The 13,969-nt window shown below is 71.7% G+C and carries 9 protein-coding genes and 3 tRNA genes; 8 read left to right on the forward strand and 4 right to left on the reverse strand.

All coding sequences use genetic code 11. The features are described 5' to 3' along the window. Positions 1-124 precede the first annotated feature (124 nt). From D3105_RS11785 to D3105_RS11805, 5 genes are all read left to right on the forward strand, one after another. Positions 125-1,081 (forward strand): sirohydrochlorin chelatase, encoded by a 957-nt coding sequence (locus tag D3105_RS11785; RefSeq protein ID WP_240646876.1) that lies wholly within the window; start codon positions 125-127, stop codon positions 1,079-1,081. Positions 1,082-1,184: 103 nt separating this feature from the next. Further along, the gene (locus D3105_RS11790) at positions 1,185-2,531 is read left to right on the forward strand and encodes a deoxyguanosinetriphosphate triphosphohydrolase (protein ID WP_118903157.1); all 1,347 of its coding nucleotides are present in this window, start codon (positions 1,185-1,187) and stop codon (positions 2,529-2,531) included. A gap of 138 nt (positions 2,532-2,669) precedes the next feature. Continuing rightward, the gene (locus tag D3105_RS11795; protein ID WP_118903159.1) at positions 2,670-3,929 is read left to right on the forward strand and encodes an NAD(P)/FAD-dependent oxidoreductase; all 1,260 of its coding nucleotides are present in this window, start codon (positions 2,670-2,672) and stop codon (positions 3,927-3,929) included. Positions 3,930-4,033: 104 nt separating this feature from the next. Further along, positions 4,034-5,965 carry a DNA primase gene (gene dnaG, locus D3105_RS11800; RefSeq protein ID WP_118903161.1) on the forward strand — a complete coding sequence of 644 codons (1,932 nt, stop codon included), beginning with the start codon at positions 4,034-4,036 and terminating at the stop codon, positions 5,963-5,965. A gap of 208 nt (positions 5,966-6,173) precedes the next feature. Then, positions 6,174-7,265 carry an RNA polymerase sigma factor gene (locus D3105_RS11805; protein WP_118903163.1) on the forward strand — a complete coding sequence of 364 codons (1,092 nt, stop codon included), beginning with the start codon at positions 6,174-6,176 and terminating at the stop codon, positions 7,263-7,265. A gap of 15 nt (positions 7,266-7,280) precedes the next feature. On the opposite strand, the gene D3105_RS11810 is transcribed toward D3105_RS11805, so the two are convergent. From D3105_RS11810 to D3105_RS11825, 4 genes are all read right to left on the reverse strand, one after another. Beyond that, positions 7,281-9,209 (reverse strand): ABC transporter ATP-binding protein, encoded by a 1,929-nt coding sequence (locus D3105_RS11810; RefSeq protein WP_118903165.1) that lies wholly within the window; start codon positions 9,207-9,209, stop codon positions 7,281-7,283. Beyond that, entirely contained in the window at positions 9,209-10,942 is a 1,734-nt protein-coding gene (locus tag D3105_RS11815; protein WP_118903166.1) for an ABC transporter ATP-binding protein, read from the reverse strand. Before D3105_RS11815 ends, D3105_RS11810 begins: the two co-directional genes overlap by 1 nt. Positions 10,943-11,124: 182 nt before the next feature. After that, entirely contained in the window at positions 11,125-12,576 is a 1,452-nt protein-coding gene (locus D3105_RS11820) for an FGGY family carbohydrate kinase (protein WP_118903168.1), read from the reverse strand. 68 nt (positions 12,577-12,644) lie between these two features. Continuing rightward, entirely contained in the window at positions 12,645-12,950 is a 306-nt protein-coding gene (locus D3105_RS11825; RefSeq protein WP_030577619.1) for a YtxH domain-containing protein, read from the reverse strand. A gap of 182 nt (positions 12,951-13,132) precedes the next feature. On the opposite strand from D3105_RS11825, the gene D3105_RS11830 reads away from it, so the two are divergent. From D3105_RS11830 to D3105_RS11840, 3 genes are all read left to right on the forward strand, one after another. Beyond that, positions 13,133-13,205 (forward strand) — tRNA-Asn (locus D3105_RS11830). Between the two features lie 5 nt (positions 13,206-13,210). Next, a tRNA-Asn gene (locus D3105_RS11835) sits at positions 13,211-13,283 on the forward strand. Positions 13,284-13,517: 234 nt separating this feature from the next. Further along, positions 13,518-13,591, forward strand: a tRNA-Ile gene (locus D3105_RS11840). Positions 13,592-13,969 lie beyond the last annotated feature (378 nt).

Below are 13,969 nucleotides of genomic sequence, written 5' to 3' on the forward strand. Positions count from 1 at the left end.
CGGTGTGCGTTGCCCCGGCCCTCCGGGGCAACGCACACCGCCCCCACCCCCGCCGTGAGGCGGCGGAAAACACTGGTGACCCCCACGCAACGGTCCGGCAACCTCCGCCCGGCACCATCGGTCCATGACGGAGCCGGCCCCGGAACAGCCCCAGCAGTCACCCCCGCTGACCGACAGCACCGCGCACCTTCTCGCCCGCATCACCGACCAGCTCGGCGCACAGCTCAGCCTCGTCTCCCGGAACGGAACCCGCAGATCCATGCACCGCACCCGGCACCCCGACCGCCCCGCAGCGGACGGCGGCACCTCCGCCCCGGCGCTGGTCGCCGTGGCGCACGGCAGCCGCGACCCGCAGGCCCTGCGCACCGTGCTCACCCTCCTGGACCGGGTCCGCGACCTGCGCCCCGGCCTCGACGTCCGGCTCGGCCACATCGAGCTGAACGCGCCGCTGCTCCCGGACACCCTGGACAGCCTGTGCGGGGCCGAAGCCGTCCTGGTACCGCTGCTCCTGGGGCGCGGCCACCACGTCAAGCGCGACCTGCCCGCGGCGACGGCCGCCGCCCCCGGCGTACGGACCCGGATCGCCGCGCCCCTCGGCCCGCACCCCCTGCTGGCGGAGGCGCTGTACGGGCGGCTCGTCGAGGCCGGCTGGGACGTCGCCGACCACGGTGGCCGCCACGCCGCCGTGGTCCTCGCCGCCGCCGGGTCCCGCGATCCCGACTCCGCCCAGGACACCCGTCGCACCGCCCGCCTGCTCGCCGAACGCCTCGGTGTGCCCGTCGTCCCCGCGTACGCCTCCGCCGCCACGCCCACCGTCCCGGCCGCCCTGCGCGCCCTCGCCGCCCGAGGACGCCACCGGACCTTCGTCGCCTCGTACTTCACCGCCCCCGGCCGCTTCGCGAGCGCCTGCGCCGACGCCGTACCGCACCGGGCCGCCGCCCCGCTCGGCGCCCACCCGGCGATGGCCCGCCTCGTCCTGCACCGCTACGACCGGGCAAGGACGGCCTCAGGGGGCGTCCGCCCCCTGAGGCCTGTCGTCACACTGTCGTCGTCGCCCGGAGCGCGGCAGGCGGCGGTTTGAGGACAGGCCCGAGCCCTCGCCGACGCGGAGAGCTTGCTCGCTTGCGCCTGACATCCCGGCCCGCTCACGCCCGTTGTCCGTCCCGGTCGCTACTGTCGGGAGCATGGACGGCACACAGGGCGCACACGGGGCAGAACCGGCACACGGCAGGCGAAGCGCACAGAGCGGTACGGCGAGCCCCTACGGCCCCGCCGACACCGAGCGCTTCGACACCGAGGAGGACAAGCGGCCCGGCCGCACCGCCTTCCAGCGCGACCGCGCCCGGGTCCTGCACTCCGCCGCCCTGCGCCGGCTCGCCGGGAAGACCCAGGTCGTCACCCCCGGCACCCGCTCCCACCAGTGGGACGCCAGCCCCCGCACCCGGCTCACCCACTCCCTGGAGTGCGCCCAGGTCGGCCGTGAGCTCGGCGCGGTCCTCGGCTGCGACCCCGACCTGGTGGAGACGGCCTGCCTCTCGCACGACATGGGCCACCCGCCGTTCGGCCACAACGGCGAACAGGCGCTCAACGACTTCGCCTCCGACTGCGGAGGCTTCGAGGGCAACGCCCAGTCGCTGCGCCTGCTGACCCGCCTGGAGCCCAAGCGCTTCGTCCACGACCCGCGCACCGGAGAGCTGGTCAGCGTCGGCCTCAACCTCACCCGGGCCGCCCTGGACGCCGCCACCAAGTACCCCTGGCCGCGCGGCGCGCACCCCACCGACCCGCACTCGGTGAAGTTCGGGGTGTACGCCGACGACCTCCCGGTCTTCGCCTGGGCCCGCGAAGGCGCCCCCGAGGACCGCACCTGCTTCGAGGCCCAGGTCATGGACTGGTCCGACGACGTCGCGTACAGCGTCCACGACTTCGAGGACGGGCTGCACGCCGGGCACATCGACCCCAACTGCCTCTACGCCGAACCGGAGCGCGAGGAGATCTGGGCCGTCGCCATCGGCCGCTACGTCCCCGCCGGCACCGACCCGCAGGAGCTGGCCGAGGCCCTGGACCGGCTGATCGACCAGGACTGGTGGCCGCACGGCTACGACGGCTCCGCCGTGGCCCAGGCCCGCCTGAAGGACGCCACCAGCCAGCTCATCGGCCGCTTCTGCACCGAGGCCGAGACCGCCACCCGCGCGGTGTACGGCCCCGGCCGCCTCGGCCGGTACGGCGCGGAGCTCGTCGTCCCGCGCACCGTCCGCAACGAGTGCGCCGTCCTCAAGGCGGTCGCCGACCGTTACGTGATGCAGCGCGCCGAGCAGGAGACCCTCCGCGCCGACCAGCGCATCGTCATCGCCGAGCTGGCCGCCGCCCTCACCGCCCGCGCCCCCGAGGGCCTGGAGCCGCACTTCCGCGCCCTGTTCGACCAGGCCCCCGACGACCACGCCCGCAAGCGGGTCCTGATCGACCAGATCGCCGCCCTCACCGACGCCTCCGCACGATCCCTGCACGCCGCACTCACCGCCCGTCGCGGCTGACCGGCAGACTGGAAGGGGCCGGACTTCTGACCACTGGGTGTGACCTGTCCGGGGCACACCCTCTTTCGCCATCACGCTGCGTGCGGGACGCTCGCAGCCGTGGGGGCGCCGCGCAGCACAGCACTGAGGAGGCATCAAGTGGTCGACGCACACCAGACGTTCGTCATCGTCGGAGCAGGACTCGCAGGGGCGAAGGCGGCCGAGACACTGCGGGCCGAAGGGTTCACCGGCCGGGTGATCCTCATCGGCGACGAGCGCGACCACCCCTACGAACGCCCGCCGCTCTCCAAGGGATACCTGGACGGCAAGGCCGACCGGGACAGCGTCTTCACCCACGAACGCCCCTGGTACGCGGGCGCCGACGTCGAGCTGCACCTCGGCCAGCCGGTCACCGCGCTCGACCGGTACGCGAAGACCGTGCAGCTCGGCGACAACACCGTCATCCACTACGACAAGCTGCTGCTGGCCACCGGCTCCGAACCGCGCCGCCTCGACATCCCCGGCACCGACCTGGCCGGCGTCCACCATCTGCGCCGCCTCGCCCACGCCGACCGGCTGCGCAACGTGCTCGCCGCCCTCGGCCGCGACAACGGCCACCTGGTCATCGCCGGAGCCGGCTGGATCGGCCTGGAGGTCGCCGCCGCCGCCCGCGGATACGGTGCCGAGGTGACCGTCGTCGAGGCCGAGCCCACCCCGCTGCACCAGGTCATCGGCCCCGAGCTGGGCCAGATCTTCACCGAGCTGCACAGCTCGCACGGCGTCCGCTTCCACTTCGGCGCCCGCCTCACCGAGATCACCGGCCAGGACGGCATGGTGCTCGCCGCCCGCACCGACGACGGCGAGGAGCACCCCGCCCACGACGTGCTCGCCGCGATCGGCGCCGCCCCGCGTTCCGCCCTCGCCGAGGCCGCGGGCCTGGAGCTGGCCGAGCGCGCCCACGGCGGCGGCATCGCCGTGGACGCCTCGCTGCGCACCTCCGACCCGCACATCTACGCCGCCGGGGACGTCGCCGCGGCCGCCCACCCGCTGCTCGGCACCCGGCTGCGCGTCGAGCACTGGGCCAACGCCCTCAACGGCGGCCCTGCCGCCGCCCGCGCCATGCTCGGCCAGGACGTGACGTACGACCGGATCCCGTACTTCTTCTCCGACCAGTACGACCTGGGCCTCGAATACTCCGGCTGGGCCCCGCCCGGCTCCTACGACGAGGTGATCATCCGGGGCGACGCCGGAAAGCGGGAGTTCATCGCGTTCTGGCTGAAGGACCGCCGCGTCCTCGCCGGGATGAACGTCAACGTGTGGGATGTCACCGAGACGATCCAGGAGCTGATCCGGGCCCGTCAGCAGCACGACCCGGAGGCCCTCGCCGACCCGTCGGTCCCGCTGGACTCCCTGCTCTGAGACGCACGGCCGGGGCGCGGGCCACGCCGCCCGCGCCCCGGCCGGCCGGCCGCCGGGACCCGGGCTGTCCTAGGGGGCGTCTTGCCCACCCGTAGACTTCATGCGTGGCTGGCAGGATCAATGACGACGACGTGAAGGCGGTACGGGACGCGGTCCCGATCGACGCCGTCGTGTCCGAGTACCTCCAGCTGCGCAACGCGGGCGGCGGGAATCTCAAAGGCCTCTGCCCCTTCCACGACGAGAAGTCCCCCTCCTTCCAGGTCAGCCCCTCCAAGGGCCTGTTCCACTGCTTCGGCTGCCAGGAGGGCGGCGACACGATCGCCTTCGTGATGAAGATCGACCATCTCTCCTTCTCGGAGACGGTCGAGCGCCTCGCCGCCAAGGCGGGCATCACCCTGCGGTACGAGGAGGGCGGCTACAACCCCTCCCACCAGCGCGGCGAACGCATCCGGCTGATCGAGGCCCACCAGGCCGCCGCCGAGTTCTACGTCCGCGCGCTGGAGAGCCCCGAGGCCGAGATCGGCCGGACGTTCCTCGCCGAGCGCGGCTTCGACCAGGAGGCCGCCACCCACTTCCGGGTCGGCTACAGCCCGGCCGGCTGGGACCACCTCACCCGCTATCTCCGCGGCAAGGGCTTCAGCGACAAGGAGCTGATCACCTCCGGCCTCTCCCAGGACGGCCGGCGCGGCCCCATCGACCGCTTCCGCGGCCGGCTCATGTGGCCGATCAGCGACACCGCGGGCGACATCGTCGGCTTCGGCGCCCGCAAGCTCCGCGACGACGACAACGGCCCGAAGTACCTGAACACCCCCGAGACCCCGATCTACAAGAAGTCCCAGGTGCTGTACGGCATCGACCTGGCGAAGAAGGACATCGCCAAGGCCAGCCGCGCCGTCGTCGTCGAGGGCTACACCGACGTCATGGCCTGCCACCTCGCCGGGGTCACCACCGCCATCGCCACCTGCGGCACCGCCTTCGGCAACGACCACATCAAGATCCTGCGCCGCCTCCTCATGGACAACGGCAGCGCCCGCGTGATCTTCACCTTCGACGGCGACTCGGCCGGTCAGAAGGCCGCCCTGCGCGCTTTCGAGGACGACCAGAAGTTCGCCGCGGAGACCTACATCGCCATCGCCCCGGACGGCATGGACCCCTGCGACCTGCGCCTCGTCAAGGGCGACGACGCGGTGCGCGACCTCGTCGAGCCGCGCACCCCGCTCTTCGAGTTCGCGCTGCGCCAGATCGTCGGCCGCTACGACCTGGAGACCCCGGCCGGCCGCGCCGCCGCCCTCGACGAGGCCGCCGCCGTCGTCGCCAAGATCAAGACGAGCAGCGTCCAGCGCGAGGTCGCCGTCCAGCTCGCCGGTCTCGTCGGCATCCTCGACCAGGAGTTCGTCGTCCACCGCGTCGCCCAGCTCGCCCGCTGGGCCCGCGACAAGGGCGGCGACCACGGGGACCGGGATGGCCGGGGCGGACCCCGGGGCCGGGGCCCGCGCGGCGGCGCCCCGCAGCAGACCGCTCCCGCAGCGGCCCCCGCCTTCTCCGGCCCGGCGCTCAACCTCCGCAGCCCCGCCCACCGCACCGAGCGCGAACTGCTCAAGCTCGCCCTCCAGAAGCCCGCCCTGGTCTCCCCGGCCTTCGACGCCTACGGCGTGGACGAGTTCACCGCCCCGCCCTACGCCGCCGTGCGCCGCTGCATCGAGGAGGCGGGCGGCGCCGAGCAGGGCATCGCCGACGACCGGGCCTATCTGGGCGCGGTCCTGGACGCCGCCCCCGACAACACCGTCCGCAACCTCGTCACCGAGCTGGCCGTCGAGGTCTTCCACGGCCGCACCATCGACGAGACCTACGCCGGCATGCACCTCGTCCACGTCCGGCTGCGCGCGGTGGACCGCCGCATCGCCGACGTACAGAGCAGTCTCGCCCGCCTCGGCAACCACGTCGCCCCCCAGGACCTGGCCGCCGCGCAGAACGAGGTCTGGGTCCTCCAGCAGTACGCCCAGACCCTGCGCGCCCACGGCGCCGCCGCGCTCTGAGCCCGTTCACCGCCCGGGTGGGCCGGTAACCGCCCGGTGACGGACCGGAATCAGAAAGTCCCCGCACGCCCCTCGTGACAGCCGTGTGTCGTACCCCACACTGGGGAATGTCTGAGTCATCGGAGCACACCGGTCCGCAGGGGAACACCCGGGCCCGGACAGGCCTCCGCCCCCGTCAACCGGCAGCGATCACCTGGAGGTCGCCCCCGTGCAGACCCGGACCGTGACGACCACGACCGCGCCCATGGCGGCCATCCCCGCGCAGAACAGGGCCCTGCACCACCCGGAGACCGCAGCCGGCCCGCCCGGACACGCACCCGAGGCAGTCATGGTGGAAGCGACGCACCTTCCCGAACCGCCGGACCCCAGGAACCGGGCGGACTCCGGGGGCCCCACCTCCGACCTGTTCCGCCAGTATCTCCGCGAGATCGGCCGCATCCCGCTGCTCACCGCCGCCGAGGAGGTCGAGCTCGCCCGCTGCGTCGAGGCCGGGCTCTTCGCCGAGGAACGCCTCGCGGGCACCCCGGACCTCGACTCCCGCCTCGCCGTGGACCTGGACCGGCTGGTGGTGATGGGCCGCACCGCCAAACGCCGCCTCATCGAGGCCAACCTCCGCCTCGTCGTCTCCGTCGCCAAGCGGTATGTGGGGCGCGGGCTGACCATGCTCGACCTCGTCCAGGAGGGGAACCTCGGCCTGATCCGGGCGGTGGAGAAGTTCGACTACGCCCGGGGCTACAAGTTCTCCACGTACGCCACCTGGTGGATCCGCCAGGCCATGTCCCGCGCCCTGGCCGACCAGGCCCGCACCATCCGCGTCCCCGTCCACGTCGTGGAGCTGATCAACCGCGTGGTCCGCGTCCAGCGCCGCCTCCTCCAGGAGCGCGGCGTCGAGCCGACCGCCGACGACATCGCCGTCGAGCTGGACCTGACGCCCGAGCGGGTCACCGAAGTCCTCCGCCTGGCCCAGGAACCGGTCTCCCTGCACGCCCCCGTCGGCGAGGAGGACGACGTCTCCTTCGGCGACCTCATCGAGGACGGCGACGCCGCATCGCCCGTCGAGTCGGCCGCCTTCCTGCTGCTGCGCCAGCACCTGGAGGCGGTGCTCTCCACCCTCGGCGAGCGCGAACGCAAGGTCGTGCAGCTGCGTTACGGCCTGGACGACGGGCGGCCCCGCACCCTGGAGGAGATAGGACGCATCTTCGGCGTGACACGCGAACGTATCCGCCAGATCGAGTCCAAGACCCTCAGCAGGCTGCGGGACCACGCCTTCGCCGACCAACTCCGCGGCTACCTCGACTGATCCGCGCGAGACGAATCAGTCCACCTCGGCCAGCGCCTGAGCGAACTGGGCCGCGTACAGCCGGGCATAGGCGCCACCGGCCGCCAACAGCTCTTCGTGCGTGCCCTGTTCGACGATCGACCCGCTCTCCATCACCAGGATCACGTCCGCGTCCCGGATCGTGGAGAGCCGGTGCGCGATCACGAACGACGTACGCCCGTGGGCCAGGCGCGCCATCGCCTTCTGGATCAGCACCTCGGTCCGGGTGTCCACCGAACTCGTCGCCTCGTCGAGCACCAGGATCACAGGGTCGGACAGGAACGCACGCGCGATGGTGATCAGCTGCTTCTCGCCCGCGCTGACCCCGGTCCCCTCGTCGTCGATCACCGAGTCGTACCCGTCGGGCAGCGTCCGGATGAACCGGTCCGCGTGCGCCGCCTTCGCCGCCTCCTCGATCTCCTCCCGGGTGACCTCGCGCGAAGCGCCGTACGCGATGTTCTCCGCGATCGTCCCGCCGAACAGCCAGGTGTCCTGGAGCACCATGCCGATCGAGGACCGCAGGTCGTCCCGGGACATCTTCGCCACGTCGACCCCGTCGAGCGCGATCCGCCCGCCGGTCACCTCGTAGAACCGCATCAGCAGATTGACCAGCGTCGTCTTGCCCGCACCGGTCGGACCGACGATCGCGACGGTCTGCCCCGGCTCCACGCTCAGCGACAGGCCCTCGATCAGCGGCTTGTCCGGCTCGTAGCGGAAGGACACCTTCTCCAGCGAGACCCGGCCGTCCAGCCGCTCCGGGCGTTCCCCGTGCTCCGGGTCCGCGTCCTGCTCCTCGGCGTCCAGCAGCTCGAAGACCCGCTCCGCCGACGCGATACCCGACTGCACCAGGTTCGCCATCGAGGCGACCTGCGTCAGCGGCATCGAGAACTGCCGCGAGTACTGGATGAACGCCTGGACGTCACCGATCGACAGCGCGCCCGAGGCGACCCGCAGCCCGCCGACCACCGCGACCAGCACATAGTTGATGTTCGAGATGAAGAACATCAGCGGCTGCATGATCCCGCTGGCGAACTGGGCCTTGAAGCCCGCCTCGTACAGCGCCTCGTTCTGCTCGGCGAAGTCCCGCGCGGACTCCTCCTGCCGGCCGAAGACCTTCACCAGGGTGTGCCCGGTGTACATCTCCTCGATATGGGCGTTGAGCGTGCCCGTCACCCGCCACTGCTGCACGAACTGCGGCTGCGACCGCTTGCCGACCCGCGTCGCCACGACCACCGACAGCGGGATCGTCACCAGCGCGACCAGCGCCAGCAGCGGCGAGATCCAGAACATCATGATCAGCACGCCGACGATCGTCAGCAGGGAGTTGATGAGCTGGCCCATCGTCTGCTGGAGCGTCTGCGAGATGTTGTCGATGTCGTTCGTCGCCCGGCTCAGCACCTCACCGCGCTTGGCCCGGTCGAAGTACGACAGCGGCAGCCGCGCCAGCTTCGTCTGCAGGTCCTCACGCAGCTGGAACACGATCCGGTTGATCACCCGGATCGACAGGCGGGTCGCCACCAGCATCAGCAGCCCGGCCCCGACGTAGACCACCAGGGCCATCAGCAGGACGTTCCCCACCGCGCCGAAGTCGATGCCCTCGCCGGGGGTGAAGTCCACGCCCGACAGCATGTCGGCCATCGACCCGCGGCCGTCCTCCCGCAGCCCATCGAGCGCCTGCGCCTTCGTCGTGCCCTCGGCCATCTCCCGCCCGACGACACCGGCGAAGATCAGGTCGGTCGCCTTGCCCAGGATCTTCGGCCCGGCCACCGACAGCGCGACACTCACCGCCACCGCGCCCAGCATCAGCCAGAGCGAGGCCTTCTCCCGCCCGAACCGCTTCAGCAGCCGCTTGCTCGACCCCTTGAAATCCATCGACCGGTCGGTGGGCGCGCCCCCGGCCATCATCCGTCCGCCCGGACCGGCCATTACGCGGCCTCCGCTTCCGTCAGCTGGGAGAGCACGATCTCCCGGTACGTTTCATTGCCGTCCATCAGCTCGTGATGGGTGCCGGTGCCCACGAGCCGGCCCTCGTCCAGCACCAGGATCCGGTCCGCGTCACGGATGGTGGACACCCGCTGCGCCACGATCACCACGGTCGCCCCGGCCGTCTCCCGGCCCAGCGCCGCCCGCAGCGCGGCGTCGGTCGCGTAGTCCAGCGCGGAGAACGAGTCGTCGAAGAGATAGATCTCCGGGCGCTGCACCAGCGTCCGCGCGATCGCGAGCCGCTGCCGCTGACCGCCGGAGACATTGGTGCCGCCCTGCGCGATCGGCGCGTCGAGCCCGTGCTCCAGCGCCTCCACGAACTCCTTGGCCTGCGCCACCTCCAACGCGTGCCACAGCTCCTCGTCGGTGGCGTCCGGATTCCCGTACCGCAGGTTCGTCGCCACGGTCCCTGAGAAGAGGTACGGCTTCTGCGGCACCAGGGACACCGTCTTCGCCAGCAGCGCCGGATCCAGCGTCCTTACGTCCTCGCCGTCGACCAGCACCTCGCCGTCCGTCACGTCGAACAGCCGGGGTACGAGCCCGAGCAGCGTGGACTTCCCGCTGCCCGTCGACCCGATGACCGCGGTGGTCTCCCCGGGCCGGGCCACCAGATCGACGTTCCGCAGCACCGGCTCCTCCGCACCCGGGTACCGGAACTCCGCGCCCCGCACCTCCAGATGCCCGTGCCGGCGCAGTTCGGTGACGGGCGAGACGGGCGGCACGACACTCGACCCGGTCCCGAGGACCTCCTCGATGCGCTCCGCGCACACCTCGGCGCGCGGCACCATCATGAACATGAAGGTGGCCATCATCACGGCCATGACGATCTGCATCAGATAGGCGAGGAACGCGGTCAGCGCACCGATCTGCATCCCGCCGCTGTCGATCCGGTGCGCGCCGAACCACACCACCGCGATCGACGACAGGTTCACCACCGTCATCACGGTCGGGAACATCAGCGCCATCAGCCGCCCGGTCGCCACCGACACATCGGTCAGCTCGGTGTTCGCCCGCCGGAAGCGCTTCTCCTCGTACCCGTCCCGGACGAACGCCCGGATCACCCGGTTGCCGGTGATCTGCTCGCGCAGTACCCGGTTCACACCGTCCAGCCGCTCCTGCATGGTGCGGAACAGCGGTCCCATCTTCCGCACGATGAGGCCGACCGAGACCCCGAGCACCGGCACGACCGCCAGCAGCACGGCGGAGAGCGGCACATCGAGGCCGAGCGCCATGATGATCCCGCCGACGCACATGATCGGGGCCGACACCATCAGCGTGAACGCCAGCAGCACCAGCATCTGGACCTGCTGGACGTCGTTGGTGGTCCGGGTGATCAGCGAGGGCGCCCCGAAGCGCCCCAGCTCCCGGGCCGAGAAGGACTGGACCCGGTCGAAGACGGCGGCCCGCACATCACGCCCGAGGGCGGAGGCGGTGCGCGCCCCGTAATACACGGCACCCACATTGCACAGGACCTGGAGAACGCTGACGGCGATCATGAGACCGCCGAACTCCAGGATGTAGCCGGTGTCGCCCGTGACGACACCGTTGTCAATGATGTCGGCGTTCAGGCTGGGCAGATACAGGGTGGCGCAGGTCTGGAGCAGCTGGAGGAGCACCAGCAGCACGATGGGTTTCTTGTACGGGCCCAGATGGGCCCGCAGGAGTTTTATGAGCACGCGGGTCTCTCGGAATCGGCGGCAGGCAGAGGCCGACCCAGTTTCGCGTACGCCGTACTCCACGGGCGAACCGTTTTCCCCAAGCCCGGGTCAAACCTGGAGCGCGGGGGAGGCCCCCACGCTCGGGCTCACGCTGTCGCCCGGCCTGCGCCGGGCGTGCGCCGCTGAGGGAGATACGGGCCCTAAGCCTGGTGCCGACCGCCGAAGGCCCCGGGGTGGATCTGATCCCGGGTCGCCGCGTACTGCTGCCGCACCGCCCCGCCCACCGCCAGCTCGTCGCCGGGCTCCAGCACCTGGGCGGCCGCGCCCTGCCAGGGCGGGGGAGTGCGCGGGTCGAGGGAACCCTGCGAGACCCCGAGCGCCCAGGCCGCCTGTCGGGCCGCGCCGATCGCCGCGTACTGGGCGGGCTGCGGCACCACGACCTGGGTGCCGAACAGCGCCGGGGCCAGCGCCTGGACGGCGGGGAGCTCGGCGGCAGCCCCCAGCAGGAACACCCGCCGCACCTCCACGCCCCGCCCGCGCAGTACGTCCAGGGCGTCGGCGAGCGAGCACAGCATGCCCTCGAACGAGGCGCGCGCCAGGTGCTCCGGCTTCATCGACTCACGCCGCAGCCCGCAGAGGGTGCCGGCGGTGTGGGGAAGCCGAGGAGTGCGCTCGCCTTCCAGATACGGCAGCAGGACGAGCCCAGAGGCGCCGGGCGTCGACTTCAGGGCGAGCGAGGACAGCTCCTCCAGCCCGTCCAGACCCAGCATCTCGGCGGTGCCGCGCAGGGCACGTACGGCGTTGGAGAGGTGGACGACCGGCAGATGCATGCCGGTGGCGTCGGCGAACGAGGTGATCATCCCGCTCGAATCGGCGAGCGCCTCGTGGTGGACGGCCATCACGGACCCGGAGGCGCCCAGCGACACGACCGCGTCGCCCACGGCGACCCCGAGCCCGAAGGCGGCGGCCATGGTCTCGCCGGTGCCCGCGGAGATCAGCAGCCCTTCCGGGGTCATCCCGGCGGAGTCGGCGGGCCCGAGCACCTCGGGCAGCGCGGCGGAGTGCCCGAGAGCCAGCTCGACCAGATCGGGCCGGTAGGAGGCGGTCCCGGCCGACCAGTACCCCGTGCCCGAGGCCGCGCCCCGGTCCGTGGTCCGGCGGGCGGGCCGGCCCAGCAACTGCCACACGAGCCAGTCGTGCGGCTGGAGCACGGCGGCCACCCGCTGGGCGTTCTCCGGCTCGGTCCGCGCCAGCCAGCGCAGCTTCGCCACCGGTTGCGCGGCGCTCGGCACGGCCCCGACGGCTTCGGCCCAGGCCTGCCGCCCGCCCAGCCCGTCGACGAGATCGGCCGCGGCGACCTGCGCCCGCCGGTCGTTGCCGAGCAGGGCGGGGCGTACGAGATTGCCCTGCTGGTCCAGGGGGACGAGCCCGTGCTGCTGCGCGGAGACCCCGATGGCCTGCACACCTTCGAGCAGTCCACCGGAGGCCGCCTCACCGAGCGAGAGCAGCCAGGCCTGCGGATCGACCTCGGCGGCCTTGGCCTCGACCGGATGGGTGGCGTACCCCTCCCGGAGCACGGCGCCCGAATCCGTATCGCAGACGACGATGTGAGTGAAGGCGGAAGAACTGTCCAGCCCCGCGACTATGCCCATACGAAGATTCTGCCGCACCGCGGGACCATCCCGGAACTCACACCACAGTCACCGCACCCAGGGAGCGGCTACGTATTGGTGGTCCCCCAGTCGTCCTCGAAGCCGTTCTGGCTGCTGCGGTCCCGCAGCGACCGGACCCGCTCGGCGACCGACGCGGGCACCTTGTCCCCGACCTTGTCGCTGACCGAGTGGTACGCCTTGCCGGCGATGTCCCGCCCGCTGTGGGCGGCGCTTTCGGCGGCGTTGCGCACGGCGGGGTTCTCCGCGAACCGCTGGGCCGACTTCTTCAACTGCTCGTAACGCTCGCGCCCGGCTCGCGTGCCGAGCACGTAACCGAGGGCCACTCCGGCGATGAACGTGAGCCGGTACCGCATGGCTGCCACCCTTCCTACGCTTGGTGCGACGTGTGCAGCCCGCCTACCCGCGAGCACCCGAGATCACCCCGGGCGATACCGATTGGCGGAGCACCCCCCTGCTTGCGCTAATGTATGTGTCGCAGCGAACGCGCGCCGCCCGGCAGCCGCCAGGCAGGTACGATTTCGAAGCAACGCAGCAATCCCCTGTAGCTCAATTGGCAGAGCAGCCGGCTGTTAACCGGCAGGTTACTGGTTCGAGTCCAGTCGGGGGAGCGCGATCCCCTGTAGCTCAATTGGCAGAGCATTCGGCTGTTAACCGGAGGGTTACTGGTTCGAGTCCAGTCGGGGGAGCGGAACGCGAGAGGGCCCTTCGGGGTCCTCTTTCGCGTGCGCGCCCCATCGCCCTCCGGGCCTTGGCCGGGCCCTCGGGGTGACTCTTTCGGGTCTCCCCGATCTTCCCTGCAACCGGGCAGCACGCAGCGACGTCCTCAAGATCAGCTGAAGTCGGTCAACCGAAGCGAGAGATCGTATGACCGGCTATGCTGCGGCAGACGGTGCGCACACTTGTACGCGCCACGCCGAAACGGGGCGGTAGCTCAGCCGGTTAGAGCAGCGGACTCATAATCCGTCGGCCGTGGGTTCGAGTCCCACCCGCCCCACCGAGTGTCCCCAGGCAGAATCGTTCTTGCCTGGGGATACGTGTTTCCCGGGACGGTCTGTGGGGCGTGCACGCCGACGGCCGATCCCGGTGTGGGTAGGTGGAGCAGGTCCGTGTGCTGTCCTGCGGGCGAGCGCGTACCTCGTCGCCAGCGAGTCGACGGGCGCACCTCGGCGGTTGCTCGCGATGCGCCGGAGTCGTGGGTGCCTCACCCGGAGCGGCAGAGGCGGCCCCGGCCGGTGTCCGGGGCCGCCTCTGCCGCTCCGGAAAGCGATTCGAGCGAGTCTACGTATGTGGCGGGGCGCTGCCATGGATGCGCCGTGTGCGCCCCTGCCCGAGGTGCTGGGGAACTACGGCGGACACGGTGCCCGCTGTTGGC

This window comes from Streptomyces globisporus, from assembly GCF_003501885.1.
Lineage (GTDB): Bacteria > Actinomycetota > Actinomycetes > Streptomycetales > Streptomycetaceae > Streptomyces > Streptomyces globisporus_D.